This is a genomic window from Brucella sp., from assembly GCF_032066345.1.
In the GTDB taxonomy this organism is placed as follows: Bacteria; Pseudomonadota; Alphaproteobacteria; order Rhizobiales; family Rhizobiaceae; genus Brucella; species Brucella pseudogrignonensis.
Genome location: NZ_DAMBKZ010000004.1, coordinates 118,721 through 139,923, shown reverse-complemented (window position 1 = coordinate 139,923; position 21,203 = coordinate 118,721). Strand labels below are relative to the sequence as shown.

Genomic DNA, 21,203 nt, shown 5'->3' with positions numbered 1-21,203 from the left:
CATCCTATATATCACAATCTAGCAAAATAGAATAAATATTCCATTGCGCTTTGTTTCTCCCGAATAGTCGGGAATCGCGCAAAACGGAATAGCGAAACTGTTTTGTCGGTCAATCGAGGATGACCGTTTTGGGAGGATGAAGGCAATGGTTACACGTCTTGCTCTGCTCGGTGCTGGCCGTATTGGTAAGGTTCATGCAGGCGCGATCGCTTCCGACAAGCGCGCGAAGCTTATCGCAGTGGCGGATGCCAATCAGGACGCAGCACGCGCCATTGCCGATTCTGCGGGTGCTGAAGTGCGCACCATCGACGAGATTGAAACGTCGTCTGATGTGGATGCGGTGCTGATCTGTACACCAACCAACACTCATGCCGATCTGATCGAACGTTTCTCCCGCGCTGGCAAAGCCGTGTTCTGCGAAAAGCCGATCGATCTCAACATTGAGCGCGTGCGTGCGTGTCTCGATGTCATCAAGGAAACCGGCGGCAAGGTTATGCTCGGGTTCAATCGGCGTTTCGATCCGCATTTTGCGGCTGTTCGCAAGGCGATTGATGACGGCCGGATTGGCAAGGTCGAAATGGTCACGATCACCAGTCGCGATCCGGGCGCACCGCCTGCGGAATATATTAAGGTTTCTGGCGGTATTTTCCGCGACATGACGATCCATGATTTTGATATGGCGCGTTTTCTGCTGGGTGAAGAAATTGCAACGGTTTCTGCATCGGCTTCGGTTCTTGTCGATCCAAAGATCGGTGAACTGGGTGATTTTGACAGCGCAAGCGTGATCCTGACCACGGCTTCCGGTCGCCAATGTGTGATTTCCAATTCGCGTCGGGCTTCCTACGGTTACGACCAGCGCATCGAAGTGCATGGCTCGGACGGCGCGGTGTCTGCTGAAAACCAGCGCCCGGTTTCCATCGAAGTGGCATCGAAGAACGGCTATACCCGTCCGCCGCTGCATGATTTCTTCATGACCCGCTACACGGATGCTTATGCGGCTGAAATTGCTTCCTTCATCGATGCGATTGATGGCGGCAAGGCACCAACACCTTCGGCTGAAGATGGTTTGCAGGCTTTGGCGCTTGCGGAGGCGGCCCTCCTTTCAGTCAAAGAAGGCCGCACTGTGAAAGTTGCGGAAGTTCTGGCTTAGAGCATTTCCAGCAAAAGTGCGAAGCGGTTTCGCGTAGGATAATGCGTGGAAAAAAGAGTTAGAGCAGTTCGAATGCTCCTGCTTAAATAGAAATTGTTCTAACCGCTCATTTTCGTTTGCCTTTTTCCGCAATCGGTTGCGATATGCGGAACATGGCTTATGAATTCGACAAACTGCCGCTCGATGAGCTTTTTGTGCCCGTGACGAATGCCACGGCTGCATTAACGCGGCTTGACGAGCGGCTCGCCCGTTCTCCAATCCGCGACGGAATGCTGGAGCGTATGCATATGCAGGACGCTGTCGCATCCATGTGGCTTGAGGGTGAGCTGGTGCATCTGGAAGATCTTGTTCTGCATGATGCGCTTATGGATACGCGCACGCCCAGCCATGCTCTGACGATTGCGTATTCTGTGTTGCGACTGCGTCGGCAGATTGTCAGTCGTGCGCCGGGCTGGGCTTTAAGCACGGCAGGTATTCAGCAATTGATTGGCCGAAATATCGAGGTACGTGAGGAAGAAAAGCGTGATTATAGCGAAGTGGCGGAGGGCGAAGTTGATCCGCTGCTGGAAGATATCGACGCTCTGCTAGCTCGTACGGATGCTTTGTTAAAAGGCGTTGTCAAAGAGAAACCAAAGCCGCAGCCTGTTGAGGCGGAAGCCCTACTTTATGACGATGACTGGGATGAAGATGCGCGTTTGCAGGAATGGCGCGACCTGTTTGCCAAGACTGCACATCTGCCTTCGATACTATGCGCTGCAATTATGCATGATGCCTGGTATTCTCTTGAAGTGGTGCAGCGTTCAAACTGGATCGGCCGTTTGTTGACGTCTGCATATCTGCGTCAGTCGGGGATTACGACTAATCACCTGCCTGCAATCAGCATAGGCCTTCGGACGAAAAGGCCAGATGAGCGCCGCTCGTCAAACCGGTTGATACGGTTGAAGACATTTTTGTCGGCAATTGAGGACGCGGCGGACGCAGGCATGAAAGAACATGACCGCCTGATGCTTGCGCGTGAACAAATGCAACGCAAGCTCAGAGGACGGCGATCAAATTCACGTCTTCCGCAATTGGTTGATATGATGATGCGCAGCCCTCTGGTTTCGAGCCAGATGGTTGAGAAAGAGCTTGCAGTCACGCAACAGGGTGCGTTGAAGCTGATATCCGATCTCAATTTGCGAGAAATTACCGGACGCGGCAGGTTCCGCGCCTGGGGCGTTTTGTGATTTATTTCTTCATGCAGTGATTGCGTAGATGGGCCGCAAAAAGCTGATACTCGTTGCGGCGGGCAGCATTGGCGCGCCATGCCAAAGCAAGCGAACGGTAATTGTGCTGCCCTTCATAGGGCACGGTGCTGATCTCGCTGCCGCGTGTCACGCCCGCCTTGATGGCGACTTCCGGCAGCAGTGTCACTCCCATTCCGAATTCCACCAACTGCACCAGCGTCATAATGCTGGTTGCATGAACATCGCCGCCTGTTTGCGTTGGCTTTGAACCGATTGCCGCCATGACGTGTTCACGCAGACAATGGCCGGTTTCAAGCAACAGAAAGGGTTGATCCTGAAGATCGCTTGCGTCGATGTGGTCACGATTGGCCAGTGCATGATCGCGGCGCACGGCAAGAAAGAACGGGTCCTGACCGATCTCGGCCACTTCAAAATCATCAAGATCGTAGGGATGGGCGACGAGTGCCACGTCAAGGGAGCCTGAGCGCAGACTGTCGAGCAGAGTGCGTGTCAGGCCTTCGCGCACGCTCAGTTGCAGTTCTGGAAAGGCCTTGGCCGTCGTGGGCAGCACTTTGGGCAGAAGAAACGGTGCAATTGACGGAATGACACCGAGCCGCAAACGTGTGGTCAAAGGGCGCTCTGCCTGACGTGCATGTTCCGGTAGTTCTTCGATTGAGGCGACGATTTCCTGCGCACGATTGAGGAAGTCTTCGCCTGCTGGCAGCAGTTGCATCCGCCGCCCGGTGCGGTCGATCAGAGTAACCCCGATCTCCGCTTCTAGCGCCTGAATTGCTGCACTTAACGTGGATTGTGTCACGCCGACGGCCTCAGCTGCACGCGAAAAGGAGCCTGCTTTGACGAGGGCGATAAAATAGTGGAGCTGGCGAACGCTGATATTGAGCATGGTCTTGGGCTAAACTTATCCCCATCGTTAAAATCGATGGAATTGATCGTTTTAATCGCTTTGACCGATTGATTTAGAGTGCCTATATATGACTCGCAAGCGGATAGTTCTGAAACTTCTGAATTTTCTGCATAACAACGAATTTACAGGCAGGTATGAGATGCTCGGTATCGGTGACAAGCTTCCTTCTTTCAAAGTAACTGGCGTAAAGCCAGGCTTCAACTTCCACGAAGAAAACGGCGTTTCGGCTTTTGAAGAAGTCACTGAAGCAAGTTTCGAAGGCAAGTGGAAGGTCATCTTCTTCTACCCTAAGGACTTCACTTTCGTTTGCCCTACGGAAATCGCAGAATTCGCACGTCTGGCTTCGGATTTCGAAGATCGTGATGCGGTTGTTCTCGGCGGTTCGACCGACAACGAATTCGTGAAGCTCGCATGGCGCCGCGATCATCAGGATCTCAACAAACTGCCAATCTGGTCGTTTGCTGACACCAACGGTTCGCTGGTTGATGGCCTCGGCGTTCGTTCGCCAGATGGCGTTGCTTACCGCTACACCTTTGTTGTTGATCCTGACAACACGATCCAGCACGTTTACGCAACCAACCTCAATGTTGGCCGCGCTCCTAAGGACACGCTGCGCGTTCTCGACGCTCTGCAGACCGATGAGCTTTGCCCATGCAACCGCGAAGTCGGTGGCGAAACGCTCAAGGCTGCTTAATCAGCATAAATTATCTGATACGAGGCGGGTTAAAACCCGCCTTTTGTTTATCAAGAACTGACACATGACATTTTAAAGAGGGTTCCATGTCCATTGATGATCTGAAGTCTAAAATCCCGGATTTCGCCAAGGATGTTCGTCTTAACCTTTCGTCCATGGCGAGCGATGAAACGCTGACGCCACAGCAGAAATACGGCCTGTTCATTGCCTGCGGTATTGCTTCGCGCAATGCTGATGTGCGCAAGGCGCTGACTGCTGAAGCAGCAGGTAAGGTTGATTCTACCGTAGTGCAGGCTGCAAAATCTGCTGCCTCCATCATGGGCATGAACAACGTTTATTATCGTTTTGTCCATCTTGCCACCAACAAGGAATATCGCACGCTTCCAGCCAAGCTGCGCATGAATGTGATTGGCAACCCAGGCGTCGACAAGGTTGACTTTGAACTGTGGTCACTGGCCGTTTCGGCAATCAATGGCTGCGGCATGTGCATCGACGCCCACGAAGACGTGCTGCGTAAGGCTGGCGTTTCAACGGAAGCAATCCAGACCGCTGCACGCTTCGCCTCGATCATTCAGTCTGTTGCGATTGCTCTGGAAGCTGCTGACACCGAATAAGGTTAGTCGAGCTTATATTTAAAAGAAAAGCCCGCGTGGATCGCTCCACGCGGGCTTTTTTTGTTTGGTATTTAGTTTGGCTTATTCGCCGCGCTTGAACGAGATGAATGCAAAGCCGATCAGCGAAATCACGGCAGCAGCAGTCATGTAGTAACCAACATAAGCAAAGCTATAATGCGTTGCGAGCCATGTTGCGATGTAAGGTGCAACCGATGCGCCGAGAATGCCTGCCAGATTAAAGGTAAGCGAAGCGCCGGTATAGCGAACCGAAGTCGGGAATGGTTCAGCAAGAGCCGCGCCAATCGGACCATAGGTCAGCCCCATCAGGCCGAAACCGATGATGAGGAAGGCGAGAACGCCAGCTGTTCCGCTCAGGAAAAGCGGAGCCATGAGGAAGCCATAGATACCAATCAGCACCGTGACGATGATCATGACCGGACGCATTCCGTATTTATCGGAAAGCAGCGCTGCGACCGGGATGGTGAGGCCGAAGAAGATCACGCCGACCATTTGCAGGATGAGGAACTGCTCACGGCTATAGCCGAGCGCACGCGTACCCCAACCGAGCGAGAACACTGTCATGAGATAGAACAGAACGAAGGTTGCAACAGCGCCGATGGTGCCGAGAAACAGGCTCGCCTTATGCTTCTTGAAAAGTGTTGCGACTGGAACTTCAACGCGTTCAGCCTTGTCGATAGCCTTCTGGAATTCTGGTGTTTCAGCAATCTTCAAGCGAATGAAGAGGCCGACGCCAACCAGCAGTGCACTGGCGATGAAAGGAATACGCCAGCCGAACGACATGAACTGTTCTTCGGTCAGGAGTTCAGCCAAGACCAGGAAGATACCCGTTGCAAGGATGAAGCCAACAGGCGCACCGAGCTGTGGGAACATGCCGTACCAGGTACGCTTGCCTTCCGGTGCATTTTCGGTTGCGAGCAGAACTGCACCGCCCCATTCGCCACCAAGGCCAAGGCCCTGACCCAGACGGCAGAGTGCGAGCAGGAGAGCCGCCCATACGCCGATGGATTCATAAGTTGGCAGGAAGCCGATAGCGACTGTGGAAATGCCCATGGTCATAAGCGCTGCAACGAGCGTTGCCTTACGGCCAACCTTATCGCCGAAGTGGCCGAACAAAGCGCCGCCGATCGGGCGTGCAAAGAAGGCAATAGCGAAAGTTGCCAAAGACTGGAGCAGCGCCGAGTTACCGTCACTTGCCGGGAAGAAAAGGTGCGGGAAAACGATTACCGCGGCGGTAGCATAAATATAAAAGTCAAAGAATTCGATTGTTGTGCCGATCATGCTCGCGGCCAAAACGCGGCGCGCAGAATTTTTCTTCGGAACAACTGCTTGAGCTACAGTCATTGTTTCATATCCATATTTGTGGGCTGTACGTTTTGGGGGAAAGCCCGAGATATTGCCTTCTTAGTGCCACAAAATACGAAACAGCAAGCTTAAAAGGGCTATCACGTAATTTTCTAATTTCGAATGTGCTGTTTTCGAAACAAAATGAATGTTTCAGGTAGTTTCAAGGAAAAGGATGGAGGTCTTTCAATTGCCTTAAGGCAGCTTTAAGCTGAAATTCAGAACATGGAATCACAATGACTGCGCAGGTTTTCAGAAACAGCAATATTGGTATGCGTTTTCGCAAACATTCTGTTTTGCGAATGCCTTCCCGTATGCTGATTGCGCTGTTCTCGTTGCTGTTTCTGGTTTCAACGCAATTTTGTTATGCCATGGCGCATGATCTGCCACTGACGGCAGCCGTTACTGACTGTCACACGACTGTGCAGGTTGCAAAACATGACGGTGGGCATTCAATGCCGACGGATCATGGCAAGAAGGCATCTGCCGCCTGTGTAATGATGAGCTGTGGCGGCATCGTACAGCTTAGCTCCAGCGTTGCTCTGTTCACCCCCGATCACGAATTCGGCCCGCCGCCCCGCGTCGCAGCATTGAACAGCAACGACCCCTTCGGTGTTCTCCGACCTCCAATATCCAGTCAGATCTGATCTTCTGAAACGCTGCCGGTTTTTCGGCCGCAATAAGCGCATTTCGAAGGTTTCGATGCGCGTTGATTGAGATTTATCTGGAGAATTATTATGACGAGTATGACTCGCCGTCGTCTTTTGACGCTTGGAGCAAGCGCTGCTGCCTTATCCGTCGTCCGGCCTTTTGAGGCCTTTGCGCAGGACCCACATCAGCAGCATATGAAGCATGGTGGAGCCAGCACACAGGCAAAGGCGCAGGCGCTGCCTATTCCGGCTTTAATTGAGCCTGATGCTGCAGGCGTGGTGAAGCTGACCGTCCAGAAGGGACGCCACGCTTTCACACAAGGCAGCGATGCGGCCTCTGCCGGGATAAACGGCACCTATCTTGGGCCGGTCGTCCGCCTCAAAAACGGTGAAGCGGTCACGCTTTCGGTAAGTAACGGCATGGACGAAGACATAACGCTCCATTGGCATGGTCTTTTTGTTCCGTCTGTTCTCGATGGCGGGCCGCATAATGTCATTGCGGCAGGCACTAGCTGGGAGCCAAAGGTTACGGTCAACCAGCCAGCTTCGTTCAACTGGTTCCACCCGCATATGCATGGGGACACTGCGCGGCAGGCGCATATGGGAATTGCCGGGTTGATGATTGTCAGCGACGGCAAGGACGGGGAACGCGGCTTGCCTCAAACCTATGGTGTTGATGATATTCCGCTCGTCTTGCAGGATCGCAGGGTGATCGATGGCGATAAGGTTTACCAGCCTGACATTATGGATCTGATGCATGGCTTTCGCGGCGACAAGCTTATTGTGAATGGCGTTATCGCGCCGCAAGCGCATGTTCCTGCTTCAGTGGTTCGGTTGCGTATTCTGAACGGTGCAAATGCACGCAACTTCCACATCCGTCTTAGCGACGACCAGCCGTTGCAAGTCATTGCATCTGATGGCGGCTTTATAAGTACGCTTGATCCGGTTAAACGACTGACAATCAGTCCGGGCGAGCGCTACGAGGTGTTGGTCGATTTTTCCAAGGCGAATGATATGCTCGACCTGCTGACAGCCAGTGATGACAGCGGTGGCGATGACCAGCCTTTGATGCAGTTCATCATCGATGACAAAATCGAAGGCGCAATCAAAACCTTGCCGACAAAGCTCGATGGTCCGGAACAGCCGGATGAAAAGCTTTCTGTTCGCAGACGTTCATACTTCTTCGATGAACGTATGGCGGATAATATGAAGCTTATGATGGGTGGCAAGTCGAGCGATCCGCATGCTGGTCACAACATGGCGAACATGAGTGACCATGATATGCATGGTGGGCGGAGCAATGCGGACGCCGGACCTGCGTTGCAGGCTTTGACATCAGGCGTTCAGATGGCGATTGCGGAGAAGCCTTTCGACATGAACCGCATCGACGCCGAGGTTAAGCTTGGATCGTGGGAGATCTGGGAGTTGTCGACGAAAGAAATGGCGCATCCATTTCATATTCACGGAGCTTCGTTCCGCATCCTGACATTGAACGGAGAAACGCCGCCACTGCATCAATCAGGCTGGAAAGACACAGCACTGATTAACGGCAAGGCAGAAATTCTTGTACATTTTGATCGTGAAGCGAAACGCGATCATCCATTTATGTTCCATTGCCATGTGCTGGAACATGAGGATGTTGGCATGATGGCGCAATTCGTTACGGTCTAAGTTTCAAATGTTCTGCGCGCTGGCAAAACTGGCGCGCAGTTTTTTAAATTTCGAACATTTCGCGCGTCTACGCGTTTACCGCTTATCCCACACCAAATTATAGGAGGAGATAATGCGGTCTCTGATTTTAGCTTCGACTATTGTTCTTATCGCCGGTCCGGCTTTGGCGGAGGGCGTAACCGTAAAAATGTTTGAGGCATTGGAATCCGGCCAAGGCAAAGAAATGGGTACTGTTACAGTTTCCCAGAGCGCCGATGGTCTTTCTTTCAAAGCAGATTTGAGTGGTTTGCCTGCAGGTGAGCATGGTTTTCATGTTCATGAGAAGGGAAGTTGTGCGCCCGCTGAACAAGATGGAAAAATGACGCCGGCGCAAGCTGCTGGTGGTCACTACGATCCGGACGGCTCAAAACACCACATGGGTCCAGAAGGACATGGTCATATGGGTGACTTGCCGCTTCTGAAGGCCAATGCGGATGGCAAGGTTAGTGAAACCGTTGTCGCACCCCGTTTGAAATCACTGGATGAAGTCAAAGGTCGCGCATTGATGGTTCATGTTGGTGGCGATAATTATTCCGACAAGCCTAAGCCGCTCGGTGGCGGCGGTGCGCGCTTCGCCTGTGGTGTGATTGAATAAACTTCATCTGTGTTTGCACGCTTTTACCGGTACTGCCTTAACCCCAGTTCTCGATACGGATTTTCGAGCCGTCGGAGAAACGCGAGATATGGAACGGCGACGGATCGACAACCGGCGTTTCGCCGCTGACCATATCGGCGACCAATCGCCCTGCACCGGGGCCGATGCCAAAGCCATGGCCTGAAAAGCCTGTGGCGACGATCAACCCGTCAATGCCGGGCAGGGGCGAGATAACCGGAATGACATCCGGCATCGTATCAATCAGACCGGCCCATTCCTGCGCGATCGTTGCGGATGCAAAAGATGGGATGGCGGCTTTAAGTTTGCTCAGCACTGCTGCATTCGCTGCCCGGTGCGGTTCGGGATCAAGCGTGCGGATTTTTTCAAACACCGAGACCTGATCTGCCGGACGGAGCTTCCATTGGAAAGCTTCTTCAAAAAAGCGTTCACCGAAACGGAAACGCAGGGATTTCCATTCTGTTGAGAGCGATGGAAGGAAGTCGCGGAAGAAGCGAAAACTGTCAGGCACAATGTCGGCAATGGAGCCGCCAAGGCTCGCAACTGTATATCCGCCATCAAGTCGCTTGCGCAGTGCGAAGTCCGAAAATGCGATTGCCGGTTCAACGCCACTCTCGATAGGCGAGGTGCGGAAGACGGACGAGCGCACTTTGAGCTGTGGTAGATGGGCATCAAAGGACGATATGATCAGTCGTGACCATGCGCCGCCAGCAACGACAATCGCTTCGCAAGCCACGCGGCCTTTTTCAGTCAGGACAGCTGACACACGTCCATTGGTGGTTTCGATCCCGCGCACGGCACAGTGTTGCAGAATGACAGCACCGAGTTCCTGCGCCTTTGCGGCAAAAGCAGGTACTGCCTTTTGCGGCTCCGCACGGCCATCGAGCGGCGTGATCATGCCACCTTTGAGTGGACGCGTTAGTCCCGGTGCGAGACTTGCTGCCTGCTGGCCGTTCAGCAGTTGGGTTTCGATGCCGTGCTCGCTGGCAATTTTGATCCACTCTGCGTAGCGTTCGACTTCCTCTTCCTTCTCGGCAGTGTAGGCAATGCCGGTAACGCGAAATCCGGTTTCGCGACCCACACGTTCATTCATGCCGTCCCAGAGACGCATACTTTCGACAATCAACGGCATTTCGCGGCTGTCGCGCCCGGTCCGACGGCACCAGCCCCAGTTGCGACTGGATTGCTCCCCTTCGATTTCACCCTTTTCAAAGAGGGCAACAGGAATGCCGCGCTCGGCCAGAAAAAGCGCTGTCGATACCCCGATCACACCACCGCCGATAATGGCGACCTTCGTTTCCTGCGGCAAACGCTCGGCGGTTGCCACTTTGTCGGTGATCGGCCCCATGATCAGACTCCTGCAATGCGAATACGAAATGATTTGTGAGCAGAATTGCGCGATTTGCAAGCCAGTTCAACTGGATAGTGCAGCAAACTATTGCGCTTTAAAGGGTGTTTCGACAAATGCCTGACGCGTTTGGTCGGGTTTTATTGGCAAAGTCGTCCAAGTGCATTTATATGCGGATTGATGATAACAGGACTCTCGGCCTCATCTATGGATGCACGCACTCTGCAGGATACGAAGCTCGGTAATGAAACGGCTCCGGCACTGACCCTCTCGGGAATTGGTCGGCAGTTTGGAACCGTGCGCGCACTCGACAAAATATCGCTGGATGTGCAGCCCGGTGAGATCATCTGTCTGGTTGGGCATTCCGGTTGCGGCAAGACTTCACTCTTGCGGATTATTGCTGGCATTGATGCACCCGATGAAGGCCAGCTTACGATGGGCGGGCGCACGCTCGTCGGGCCATCGATCTTCGTTGAGCCGGAAAAGCGAAACATCGGCGTAGTCTTTCAGGACTACGCATTGTTTCCACATCTGACCGTGCGTGAAAATGTGCTGTTCGGTCTGCGCAAGGTTCGCAAGGAACAAGCGCTCAGCCGCGTGGATGAATTGCTCGAACTTGTCGGTCTTTCTTCGATGGCGGATCGTTACCCGCATATGTTGTCGGGTGGGGAGCAGCAGCGTGTGGCACTTATTCGGGCTTTGGCACCGAAGCCTGATCTGCTGTTGATGGATGAACCGTTCTCCAATCTGGATCGCGGCTTGCGCGCGCGCGTTCGTAGTGAGACGATGGCACTGTTGCGCGCACTCGGCACGCCGGTCATTATCGTTACGCATGAGGCGGAAGAAGCGCTTTCAACGGGCGACCGTGTTGTCCTGATGCGCTCTGGCGAAATCGTGCAGCAAGGCTCTGCCCGTGATCTCCATAACCGCCCGAACTCTCGCTATGCAGCCGATTTCTTCTGCGACTTCAATGCGTTTGAAGGCAGTGTCCGCGGCAAAATGATTGAAACAGAGCAGGGCGTCTTTGATGCTGCAGCGGACTTCGCAAGCACTGGCGAAGTTCTCGTTTATATCAGACCGCGCGACATTGAAATTCTGCCGGATGCTACTGCGGGCGCTTTAAGCGGACAGATCGAAACGCGAATCTATCTTGGTGAAACCGAAGAGTTGCTAATCCGCCTTGACGGAAGCGAGCAGCGTCTGCGTGTGCGAACCGACCATCATGTTCCGGAAAGTGCTAATTCGGTCTTCCTTCGAATAAATTGGAGCAGAGTGCTGGTTTTTGCAAAATAATGAGTAAACAGGTCATATTTAGAGTGCCGCGCAATTGACCCTGCAAAACCGAGTTCTTATATTCCAATTGCATACCATATAGTTCCAAATGAACCATATTTTTTCGGAGGTAAAATGCCCAAGATCGCGCGTGCTGGACTTGCACTCATGGCTGCGACGTTTCTCTCAGGTGCTGCAAATGCAAATGAGATTAATATTTACACGACGCGTGAGCCAGGCCTGATTCAGCCTTTGCTCGATGCCTATAAGGAAAAGACGGGCACCACCGTCAATACCGTTTTCCTTAAGGATGGTCTCGCTGAGCGTGTAGCTTCCGAGGGCGAAAAATCTCCCGCCGATATTCTGATGACGGTCGATGCAGGCAATCTGGTTGATCTCGTCGACAAGGGCCTTACCCAGCCTATCGATTCAAAGGCTTTGAAGGATGCAATTCCTGAGCAGCTCCGCGATGCAAATGGCAACTGGTTTGGCCTTTCGATGCGCGCGCGCGTTGTCTATGCCGCCAAGGATCTGGAACTCGACAAGATCACCTATGAAGAGCTGGCCGATCCGAAGTGGAAGGGCAAGATCTGTATTCGCGCTGGTCAGCATCCATATAATACGGCCCTGATCGCCGATTACATCGCTCATCACGGCGCAGAAAAGACCGAAGAGTGGCTGACTGGCCTCAAAGCCAATCTGGCACGCAAGGCAGCCGGTGGTGATCGTGATGGCGCCAAGGATATCGTCGGTGGTATCTGCGATATCGCAGTTGCCAACTCCTATTATGTTGGTCTGATGCGCTCAGGTAAGAGCGGCGACGAACAGAAGGCGTGGGGCGACGGCATCAAGGTCATTCTCCCAACCTTTGCTGATGGCGGCACCCAGGTAAACATCAGCGGCGCATCTGTTGCCAAGAACGCTCCGAACAAGGACGAAGCCGTCAAGCTTCTCGAATATCTTGCTTCGGACGAAGCCCAGCAGCTTTATGCGAAGGCCAACTACGAATATCCGGTCAAGGCAGGCGCTCCGGTTGATCCAATCGTTGAATCCTTCGGCGAACTGAAGATCGATACGGTTCCGCTTTCGGAAATCGTCAAGCATCGCAAGCAGGCTAGCGAACTGGTCGACAAAGTCGGCTTTGATAACTAAAAGCTGATTATCCCTGTAAAAATGACGCCGGTGCAAAACCATTGCGCCGGCGTTATAATATAAAGGTCGACCAGAGTGCCGGAACCTGTGCAAGCCGCGTCATCATCCATGCCTTATCGTACCCGTTCGGGGCGAGGCTGGTTGTGGCTTTCAGGATTGATTGCGCTGCTGGTCTGCCTGCCTGTGCTTGCACTGGTTATCGAAGCGCTTCGCGGCTCATCTGGCCTGTGGAGCCATCTTTTCTCGACGATTTTCGCGACAGCTTTTACTGATACGATCATTCTTCTAGCAGGCGTTGGGCTTATCACTGCATTTGTCGGCACGTCCGCAGCATGGCTGGTGACGGCCTATGATTTTCGTGGACGCGGTGTGCTGGAATGGGCGCTTTTGCTGCCCTTAGCGGTGCCGACCTATATCATCGCCTATGCTTATCTTGATATTTTGCATCCGATCGGCCCGATACAAAGCGCGATCCGCTTTGTGCTGGGTTATGAATCGCCGCGCCAGTTTCGCTTGCCGGATATAAGATCAATGACGGGCTGCATAATCCTGCTCGGCTTTGTACTTTATCCTTATGTTTATATACCAACACGCGCCATGTTCCTCACGCAGTCAGCGAGCCTGATTGAAGCAGCACGAACATTGGGCGTCAGCCGCAGAGGAATATTCTGGCGCGTCGCCCTGCCGCTCGCACGTCCAGCTGTGGCTGTTGGTGTCAGCCTTGCATTGATGGAAACGCTCAACGATGTTGGGGCTGCCGAGTTTCTCGGCGTGCGAACGCTGACGGTTTCGATCTACACCACATGGGTCACGCGCTTCGATCTGCCGGGAGCAGCACAACTCGCCTTGGCGCTTTTATTGCTGGTTGTCGCCATTGTATCAATCGAGCGATGGGCGAGGCGGAAACAGCGCTTCTCTTCCAATATCCGCCACTCGCGCGGCTTTGAACCGCTGAAGGTTAGCGGCGTAAAGGGCATTTGGCTGTTCATTATCTGCGCCGTACCGATCATTATCGGCTTCATCATGCCCGCGACCTATCTCGTCATTGAAGCAGTCAAGCGGATGCGCTTTGCGGGTATCTCGCCCCGTCTGGCGGGTGAAGCATTCAACACCGTCATGCTGGCATCTGTCGCAACCATTCTGGTGCTGCTGTTTGGCATGATGGTGGCCTATGCGATGCGGCTTTTTCCGGGCACGGCTTCGCGATGGTTCTATCGCTTCTCGACCATGGGCTATGCTGCCCCCGGAACAGTGATTGCCATTGGCATTATGATCGTGTCCGGTGCGGTTGACCGTTTTTTCGATCATGTGTTCAGCACGTTTTTCGGTATCTCCACGGGACTACTGCTGATCAGTACCGGCGCGGCCATTGTGTATGCTTATGTCGCACGCTTTCTGGCTATATCTGCGGGCGGCATTGATGCCGGTCTTGAGCGCATCCCACAATCGCTGGACCAAGCTTCCCGTACGCTTGGTCGTGGCGTGACTGCAACCTTCTGCCAGGTGCATCTGCCGCTTTCAAAGACGGCCATCGTTGCCGCTGGCCTGCTGGTTTTTGTCGATTGCGTGAAGGAACTGCCTGCCACCCTTCTGTTGCGCCCGCTCAATATCGAGACTTTTGCCACGCATCTTTATGGCGAGGCCGCACGCGGAACCTATGAAGAGGCTTCGGTTGCAGCATTGGCAATTGTGGCCGTCGGGATATTGCCAGTCATTCTGCTTTCGCGTGTAGGGCGTCGTTTGGGCGGCGCTCGCGGCTAATTGCAGAAGTTCTGCAATATCAAATTGTTACAATGTCGTTATGGTTCGCGACTTTAACGTGATGCCCGGTATGGTTGCCGAAGTTCCATAAATTCAAAAAATGCTGATCTATCAAGGGGTTTGAGGCGTATGCAGCCTCGCGCTCAGCGGAGATATATGAATGTTTTCAACACGATATTTCGCGTGAACGCAATAATATGTGACTGTATTATGAAGCCGTTTCCATGCTTCTACCACAAAGCGAAAGCTCAATGGTCACAATTGAAACAAGACCGCGCAATCTGAGATGCAAATGGCCATGAAGGTCGATGTCAGGATCGCGGAAGGAATGAGATGATGGAAACTATGCTGAATACGCAACAATGGCTTCCGGTCGAGTTGCTGAACATCGGTTTGGCAGCAGCCGTTTTCTTCGCCTGTCTTGTGCTTTCGCTGTGGAAGGCAGTTTTTGACGAACTCAACCCGGTTTTCTGGCGCCGTACGGCCGCTGTTCTTTGGGCCGGTGTTGTCATCGTTGCTCTGAGCACCGGTATTGAAAGCTTTAACTGGCCGCAGATTGTTGGCTGGGTGATGGTTGCTGGCGGTGTGATCGCAACAGCTACTCGGATGGGCATGAGCTATTATCGCCAGTATTCGGCTCATAATGTTCGCCGCGCCAAGTTTGCAAATCCGCGCTTTTCCGGCCCGCGCGCTACTGGACGGTGATCACCATGTTTGCAAAGACTGTTCAAATGCCTTTGCGGCAACACCGCCCGTATAGCTTGCGCTCTTTCTTTATCCGCGCTTTTGGTTCTGCACGATACCGTAAATATTCGTAGAGCGCGTGCCTGAACGGCAATAGCCCAGAATTGGGCCTTCGGCTTCGGCAAGTGCCGAGGCCATTTCATCGACATTCTCCTGCGTCAGTTGTCCACCAATGACCGGGATGTAATAGGTCTTGATGCCAGCCTTTTCCGCTACCTTCGCGACTTCCGCAAAAGTTGGCTGGTCCGGTCCTTCTTCGCCATCTGGACGATTGCAGATGATCGTCTGAAAGCCTTCGGCCGCAATATCGCGCACGTCATCCGGCGAAATTTGTCCGGTGACTGAGTAATTGTCGTCGATCTGGCGAATATCCATCGTTTTGCACCTAAAAGATTAGCTGTCGGAAGCGGGAGCTCACGTCTTGTTCAGACGTTTTGAGGCCTGCAGGTATAGCTTGTTCGCAATGCTTGCCGCAAGGGCATGATGCCGCCGCTTGGAGTATAAGTGCCATCGGAATGAAACGAGGATCGATAAGATTCCGCTTGAAATGAAAGAGAGCAGATCGGCCCTCTGAATAAGAAAATTATCCAATATTTGAGCTCATTTGCTCCGGTAAGATTAGCTTGTCTGTCGCTTCAAAGACATTGAGTAGCTGACGGTAAATGATAAGACAGGTCGGAAATCTTAACGACCATTGACGGAATGATATGAGGATACCGAAGATCAGCCAGAATCTGCCGCGCCTTGCGCGTCGCGAGGCAGGCTTTCATGAAAGCTCCCGCGAGGTGCCGGAAGAGGTGCCGGTTGCCATGAGCTACAATGGCACAACCCATGCCGTCATGATGGCAACGCCTGCCAATCTGGAAGACTTTGCGGTCGGTTTCAGCCTGACGGAAGGTATCATATCCAACATTTCCGAAATCGAAGATTTGAGCATTGAGGTCTTTGAAAAAGGTATCGATGTTCAGATGCGACTGGCTGTACAGCCGGGCGATGCGCTTGCCGCGCGGCGCAGGTTTATGGCCGGACCTGTTGGCTGTGGCTTGTGCGGGATCGATTCCATTGATCAGGCTCTGCGACCATTATCGGCATTGTCTGCCGACAGTTTACGGTTCAAATCTGGATCGATCATTGCCGCTATGGGCGCTTTAGGTGGTTCGCAGACTTTGAATGCAGAAACGAGCGCGGTGCATGGTGCGGGTTTCTATATTCCGGGTGAGGGGCTGTTTGCCGTTCGCGAGGATGTCGGACGACACAATGCTTTAGATAAGCTCATTGGCGCAATGGCGCGTGCTGACCGGCCTGCGGAGCAGGGTTTGGTAGCGATTACCAGCCGCGTATCTGTCGAAATGGTGCAAAAAGCCGTCATTCTTGGCGTGCCATTATTGGCCGCAATTTCGGCACCGACCGCATTGGCAATCCGCACCGCAGATGAAGCCAATCTAACGCTTGTAGCGCTTGTTCGGGGCGACGACTTCGATGTCTATTCGCATCCCGAGCGCATCATAAGCGAGTAGCCGACCTCGAAAATGCAAGGTCGGCTATGTCGTTTAGACGTTGGCTTACACCAGAGCTGCGATACGTGCGCGTTCGCTGACGATCTGTAGCGCTGCATGTGCAGCTTCCACGCCCTTCTTCTTGAAATGGTTGAAGAAGAACTCGTGATGTTCCTTGCTGTCGTGGTAATGATGCGGCGTGAGCGAAACGCTGAGAACGGGAACTTCGGTCTCCAGCTGCACCTGCATCATGCCGTTGATGACGGCAGTAGCCACGAAATCATGACGATAAATACCGCCATCAATAACGAATGCAGCACCAACGATTGCCGCATAGCGACCGGTCTTGGCGAGCGTTTTGGCATGAAGTGGAATTTCATAAGCGCCGGGAACATCGAAGACTTCAACTACGACATTGGTGCCGGTCTTGGCTTCCAGTTCAGCAATGAAGCTCTTGCGCGCTTCGTCGACGATGTCGGCGTGCCAGCGAGCCTGAATGAAGGCAATTTTGAAAGATGTCTTGTTCGGATAGCTCTGGTTCATAGGTTCCTCACGAAACTAGAATCAGGGCGCACAAAGGAACGCAAGCCCGCGCAATAGCCGGGTTTAACGCTCTTTCGCTCTCTTCCATCCGGACTTTAACCGTCGGCTCCGGCATCTCACCGGATCTGCTGACCCTGAAACTACACCCCAAAAGGCGTTTGCTACAGGCGCTCGCGGGCTCGAAGATCGCTCTTCATACCGCCGGTGGGGAGTTTCACCCCGCCCCGAGAACAAACCCGCACACCATTGTGCGAGCAGCCGGAAATTATGCATTTCAGAGCGCAATGTCCAGTGCGCTCACGGGAAATTTATGCTGATACCAGCATCGCTTGGCGGCAATTTTTGGCTCATTCTCATAAGGTGGTGAAAGCTTGTCGCCAGAAATATTTTAATCGAACTAAGTCACTATTATTGCTTCATTATTTAGATGAAAATTTCAGCTTCAGGTTTCAATGAACGCGTTATTTCGCTCTTCCCTGTTCAAACCATATTGACACACATCCGGTATCTGAGCCTATGTTAAGGGTACATCTTGTCTTGGGCGAAGGCTTTCATTTAAAAAAGACAACGTTGTCAATCGCAGGAGGAGCTGCGAGAAACATAGTGGGATGGAGGTCTCAAAGCAGATTGAATGCTCTTCTGGATGTGCGGGTCTGAGGCTCGCATAACGTCCGACGAAATTTTGTTTTGTAGAGTTCTACGGGAGGTAGACATATGCATAAATTTTTCAGAATGGCCGCAATGGGCACAGCTGCCTGTGCAATGCTTGCAGCAATGGCGCCTGTTACAGCCAGCGCTCAGGACAAGCAGAACGTTGAAGTCCTGCATTGGTGGACAGCCGGTGGTGAAGCTGCGGCTCTCGATGTTCTGAAGAAAGATCTCGAAGGCAAGGGTATCAGCTGGACGGATATGCCAGTTGCAGGTGGTGGCGGTACGGAAGCCATGACCGTTCTGCGCGCACGCGTTACTGCAGGCAATGCGCCGACCGCTGTGCAGATGCTCGGCTTCGACATTCGCGATTGGGCAGAGCAGGGCGCGCTTGGCAATCTTGACGAGATTGCTGGCAAGGAAGGCTGGGATAAGGTTATTCCGGCACCTTTGCAGGAATTCGCCAAGCATGATGGCCACTGGATTGCAGCACCCGTCAACGTTCACTCCACCAACTGGATGTGGATCAACAAGGCTGCTCTCGACAAGGCTGGCGGCAAAGAGCCAACCAACTGGGATGAACTCGTAGCTCTTCTCGACAAGTTCAAGGAACAGGGCATCACCCCGATTGCTCACGGCGGTCAGCCATGGCAGGACGCGACGATTTTCGACGCTGTTGTGCTTTCTTTTGGTCCTGACTTCTACAAAAAGGCTTTCGTTGATCTCGATCCAGAAGCTCTGGGCAGCGATACGATGAAGCAGGCGTTCGACCGCATGACCAAGCTGCGTTCCTATGTGGATGACAACTTCTCCGGTCGTGACTGGAACCTTGCTTCGGCCATGGTGATCGAAGGTAAGGCTGGTGTTCAGTTCATGGGTGACTGGGCGAAGGGCGAGTTCGTCAAGGCTGGCAAGAAGCCAGGTGAAGACTTTGTGTGCATGCGTTACCCTGAAACGCAGGGCTCTGTAACCTTCAACTCTGACATGTTCGCAATGTTCAAGGTTGCTGAAGACAAGGTGCCAGCACAGCTCGAAATGGCTTCGGCTATTGAAAGCCCGGCATTCCAGTCGGCCTTTAACGTGGTCAAGGGTTCGGCTCCTGCACGTACTGACGTGCCTGATACCGATTTCGACGCTTGCGGCAAGAAGGCCATCGCTGACGTGAAGGAAGCTGCAGGGAAGGGCACAATGCTCGGCTCGATGGCTCACGGCTATGCAAACCCGGCTTCCGTCAAGAACGCGATCTATGACGTTGTGACCCGCCAGTTCAACGGCCAGCTGTCTTCTGAAGACGCTGTCAAGGAACTGGTCTCCGCTGTCGAAGGCGCGAAGTAAGCAAAAGTGAGCGCCCGGCACTTCCGGGCGCTCTCCTTTCAAGCATGACAATTCATTGAACGATCGGCGGATTTTTCGCCTGAACAAATTCATTGCAGTGAACGGCAGACAATAATGCCGTTGAAACAATAGCCCGCATCAAGAGCGCCGCGATTGAACGGCACCGGGTGCGCAGCGCAGAAATGGGTGGCGCAAATATGCAGCGTAACAGACGACTACAGGAACTGGTGCCCAAGCTGGTATTGGCGCCGAGCTTTCTCATCGTCCTCGTCTTTGTCTATGGATTCATCATTTACACAGGCGTTCTTTCCGTCACCAACAGCCGAATGCTGCCTTCCTATGGCTTTGTCGGTCTGTCGAATTACGAAAAATTATGGGCCTTGCCGCATTGGTGGCGCGCTGTCACCAATCTCGCGATCTTCGCATCGCTCTATATCATCATTTGTTCGGTTATAGGCCTGTTTCTGGCTATTCTGCTCGATCAGAAAATCCGTGGCGAAGGCTTCCTGCGCCCGATCTATCTCTATCCGATGGCGCTTTCATTCATCGTGACTGGCACGGCATGGAAATGGTTCCTCGATCCGGGCATCGGTCTTGAGCACACGATGCGGCTGTGGGGCTGGGAAGGCTTCACCTTTAACTGGATCAAAAGCAACACGATGGCCATCTATTGCCTTGTGATTGCGGCTGTCTGGCAGTCGTCGGGCTTTGTCATGGCGATGTTCCTGGCAGGTCTGCGCGGCGTCGATAATGAAATCATCAAGGCTGCTCAAATTGACGGTGCTTCGACCAGCACGATCTACCGCCGCATTATCATCCCATTGATGCGTCCGGTATTCTTGTCGGCTTTCGTGGTGCTCGCCCATCTTGCAATCAAGGCTTATGATCTTGTGATTGCGCTCACCGGCGGGGGGCCGGGACAGGCGACCGAGTTGCCTGCGACCTTCATGTATTCCTACACATTTACGCGAAATCAGATGGGTATTGGTGCCTCGTCGGCAATCATCATGCTGGTGATGATCTTCTCCATCATCATTCCGTATCTCTATTCTGAAATTCGTGGAGGGTCGCGCTCATGAGTGCTCAGACCCAGGAAAATGCGATCAACAGCGGCAAGCTCACGCGCGCCCTGATCTATTCCGCGCTGCTGCTGTTTGCGATCTACTACCTGTTGCCGCTCTATGTGATGCTGGTAAACTCGTTCAAGCCGCTGGATGAAATCCGTCAGGGCGGTATGTTAGGTCTGCCGCAGCAATGGACGATTGAGCCATGGCTTTCGGCCTGGTCAACCGCACAGATTGGTGTGCAGCCAACGGGCCTCAAGCCATTCTTCATCAACTCGATCCTGATGGTCGTGCCAGCGGTTGCGATTTCGACAATTGTCGGCGCATTGAACGGTTACGTGCTGACGAAATGGCGGTTCCGTGGCTCCAACATCTTCTTCGGTTTGCTGCTGCTTTCATGCTTCATTCCGTTTCAGATTGTTCTGATCCCGATGGCGCGTGTGCTTGGTATGCTCGGCATTGCCGGTACGATCTGGGGCCTGATCCTCGTTCATGTGGTCTATGGTATCGGCTTTACGACGCTTTACTTCCGCAATTATTACGAGGCGTTCCCGACTGAATTGGTGCGCGCAGCGCAGATCGATGGTGCGAGCTTCTTCCAGATTTTCTGGCGCATTCTCCTGCCGTCGTCAGGCCCGATCATCGTTGTGTCGGTCATCTGGCAGTTCACCAATATCTGGAACGACTTCCTGTTCGGTGCTTCCTTCTCTGGTGCAAATTCAACGCCGATGACGGTGGCGTTGAACAACCTCGTTTCCTCCTCCACAGGCGTCAAGGAATATAACGTCCATTTCGCAGCTGCTATTCTGGCCGCTCTGCCGACGCTGATCGTTTACATCGTTTCCGGGCGCTACTTCGTGCGCGGCCTGATGTCCGGTGCCGTTAAGGGATAAGTC

General features: G+C 53.2%; 20 protein-coding genes and 1 riboswitch. Of the genes, 15 read left to right on the top strand and 5 right to left on the bottom strand.

What is annotated here, in order from left to right; translation table 11 throughout:
* Nucleotides 1–145 precede the first annotated feature (145 nt).
* Nucleotides 146–1,150 (top strand): inositol 2-dehydrogenase, encoded by a 1,005-nt coding sequence (iolG, locus tag RT142_RS07115; protein WP_313028102.1) that lies wholly within the window; start codon nt 146–148, stop codon nt 1,148–1,150.
* A 152-nt stretch (nt 1,151–1,302) separates the two neighbouring features.
* Nucleotides 1,303–2,376, top strand: a complete 1,074-nt coding sequence (locus RT142_RS07110; RefSeq protein ID WP_007879489.1) for an RHE_PE00001 family protein — start codon at nt 1,303–1,305, stop codon at nt 2,374–2,376.
* 1 nt (nt 2,377) lies between these two features.
* Here RT142_RS07110 and RT142_RS07105 read toward each other — a convergent pair whose 3' ends face one another.
* The gene (locus tag RT142_RS07105) at nt 2,378–3,280 is read right to left on the bottom strand and encodes a hydrogen peroxide-inducible genes activator (protein ID WP_313028101.1); all 903 of its coding nucleotides are present in this window, start codon (nt 3,278–3,280) and stop codon (nt 2,378–2,380) included.
* 160 nt (nt 3,281–3,440) lie between these two features.
* Between RT142_RS07105 and RT142_RS07100 the strand changes: the two genes are divergently transcribed.
* Together RT142_RS07100 and RT142_RS07095 are read left to right on the top strand one after the other, a co-directional pair.
* Nucleotides 3,441–3,995 (top strand): peroxiredoxin, encoded by a 555-nt coding sequence (locus tag RT142_RS07100; RefSeq protein ID WP_064321814.1) that lies wholly within the window; start codon nt 3,441–3,443, stop codon nt 3,993–3,995.
* Between the two features lie 86 nt (nt 3,996–4,081).
* Nucleotides 4,082–4,609 carry a carboxymuconolactone decarboxylase family protein gene (locus RT142_RS07095; RefSeq protein WP_313028098.1) on the top strand — a complete coding sequence of 176 codons (528 nt, stop codon included), beginning with the start codon at nt 4,082–4,084 and terminating at the stop codon, nt 4,607–4,609.
* A gap of 81 nt (nt 4,610–4,690) precedes the next feature.
* Here RT142_RS07095 and RT142_RS07090 read toward each other — a convergent pair whose 3' ends face one another.
* Nucleotides 4,691–5,971: an MFS transporter gene (locus tag RT142_RS07090; protein ID WP_112806756.1), complete on the bottom strand. Its 1,281-nt coding sequence runs from the start codon at nt 5,969–5,971 to the stop codon at nt 4,691–4,693.
* Between the two features lie 236 nt (nt 5,972–6,207).
* Between RT142_RS07090 and RT142_RS07085 the strand changes: the two genes are divergently transcribed.
* From RT142_RS07085 to sodC, 3 genes are all read left to right on the top strand, one after another.
* Nucleotides 6,208–6,618: a hypothetical protein gene (locus RT142_RS07085; protein WP_313028096.1), complete on the top strand. Its 411-nt coding sequence runs from the start codon at nt 6,208–6,210 to the stop codon at nt 6,616–6,618.
* 90 nt (nt 6,619–6,708) lie between these two features.
* Nucleotides 6,709–8,292 (top strand): multicopper oxidase CueO, encoded by a 1,584-nt coding sequence (gene cueO / locus RT142_RS07080; protein WP_313028094.1) that lies wholly within the window; start codon nt 6,709–6,711, stop codon nt 8,290–8,292.
* A gap of 112 nt (nt 8,293–8,404) precedes the next feature.
* Nucleotides 8,405–8,926 carry a superoxide dismutase family protein gene (gene sodC / locus RT142_RS07075; RefSeq protein WP_007879478.1) on the top strand — a complete coding sequence of 174 codons (522 nt, stop codon included), beginning with the start codon at nt 8,405–8,407 and terminating at the stop codon, nt 8,924–8,926.
* A gap of 37 nt (nt 8,927–8,963) precedes the next feature.
* On the opposite strand, the gene RT142_RS07070 is transcribed toward sodC, so the two are convergent.
* A complete protein-coding gene (locus RT142_RS07070; RefSeq protein ID WP_313028092.1) occupies nt 8,964–10,292 on the bottom strand; it encodes an FAD-binding oxidoreductase in 1,329 nt (442 codons plus the stop codon).
* Between the two features lie 207 nt (nt 10,293–10,499).
* Between RT142_RS07070 and RT142_RS07065 the strand changes: the two genes are divergently transcribed.
* From RT142_RS07065 to RT142_RS07050, 4 genes are all read left to right on the top strand, one after another.
* The gene (locus RT142_RS07065) at nt 10,500–11,585 is read left to right on the top strand and encodes an ABC transporter ATP-binding protein (protein WP_007879476.1); all 1,086 of its coding nucleotides are present in this window, start codon (nt 10,500–10,502) and stop codon (nt 11,583–11,585) included.
* A 114-nt stretch (nt 11,586–11,699) separates the two neighbouring features.
* Complete coding sequence (locus RT142_RS07060; protein ID WP_007879474.1) at nt 11,700–12,716, top strand: Fe(3+) ABC transporter substrate-binding protein; 1,017 nt, start codon at nt 11,700–11,702, stop codon at nt 12,714–12,716.
* A gap of 108 nt (nt 12,717–12,824) precedes the next feature.
* Nucleotides 12,825–14,477 (top strand): ABC transporter permease, encoded by a 1,653-nt coding sequence (locus RT142_RS07055; RefSeq protein WP_112806746.1) that lies wholly within the window; start codon nt 12,825–12,827, stop codon nt 14,475–14,477.
* 333 nt (nt 14,478–14,810) lie between these two features.
* On the top strand, nt 14,811–15,182 hold the full coding sequence (locus RT142_RS07050) for a hypothetical protein (RefSeq protein WP_192798042.1): 372 nt from the start codon (nt 14,811–14,813) through the stop codon (nt 15,180–15,182).
* A gap of 69 nt (nt 15,183–15,251) precedes the next feature.
* On the opposite strand, the gene RT142_RS07045 is transcribed toward RT142_RS07050, so the two are convergent.
* The gene (locus tag RT142_RS07045; RefSeq protein ID WP_007879466.1) at nt 15,252–15,596 is read right to left on the bottom strand and encodes a TIGR01244 family sulfur transferase; all 345 of its coding nucleotides are present in this window, start codon (nt 15,594–15,596) and stop codon (nt 15,252–15,254) included.
* 332 nt (nt 15,597–15,928) lie between these two features.
* Here RT142_RS07045 and fdhD point away from each other — a divergent pair, with 332 nt between their 5' ends.
* Nucleotides 15,929–16,738 (top strand): formate dehydrogenase accessory sulfurtransferase FdhD, encoded by an 810-nt coding sequence (gene fdhD / locus RT142_RS07040; RefSeq protein ID WP_105519633.1) that lies wholly within the window; start codon nt 15,929–15,931, stop codon nt 16,736–16,738.
* Between the two features lie 45 nt (nt 16,739–16,783).
* Here the strand turns inward: fdhD and RT142_RS07035 are convergent, their stop codons facing one another.
* On the bottom strand, nt 16,784–17,260 hold the full coding sequence (locus RT142_RS07035) for a 6,7-dimethyl-8-ribityllumazine synthase (protein WP_194779577.1): 477 nt from the start codon (nt 17,258–17,260) through the stop codon (nt 16,784–16,786).
* Nucleotides 17,261–17,332: 72 nt separating this feature from the next.
* Nucleotides 17,333–17,496: riboswitch (FMN riboswitch) on the bottom strand.
* Between the two features lie 478 nt (nt 17,497–17,974).
* Between RT142_RS07035 and RT142_RS07030 the strand changes: the two genes are divergently transcribed.
* From RT142_RS07030 to RT142_RS07020, 3 genes are all read left to right on the top strand, one after another.
* The gene (locus RT142_RS07030; protein WP_113158145.1) at nt 17,975–19,243 is read left to right on the top strand and encodes an ABC transporter substrate-binding protein; all 1,269 of its coding nucleotides are present in this window, start codon (nt 17,975–17,977) and stop codon (nt 19,241–19,243) included.
* Between the two features lie 197 nt (nt 19,244–19,440).
* Entirely contained in the window at nt 19,441–20,322 is an 882-nt protein-coding gene (locus tag RT142_RS07025; protein ID WP_007879460.1) for a carbohydrate ABC transporter permease, read from the top strand.
* A complete protein-coding gene (locus tag RT142_RS07020; RefSeq protein ID WP_064321805.1) occupies nt 20,319–21,200 on the top strand; it encodes a carbohydrate ABC transporter permease in 882 nt (293 codons plus the stop codon). The genes RT142_RS07025 and RT142_RS07020 overlap by 4 nt, the downstream gene beginning before the upstream one ends.
* Nucleotides 21,201–21,203 lie beyond the last annotated feature (3 nt).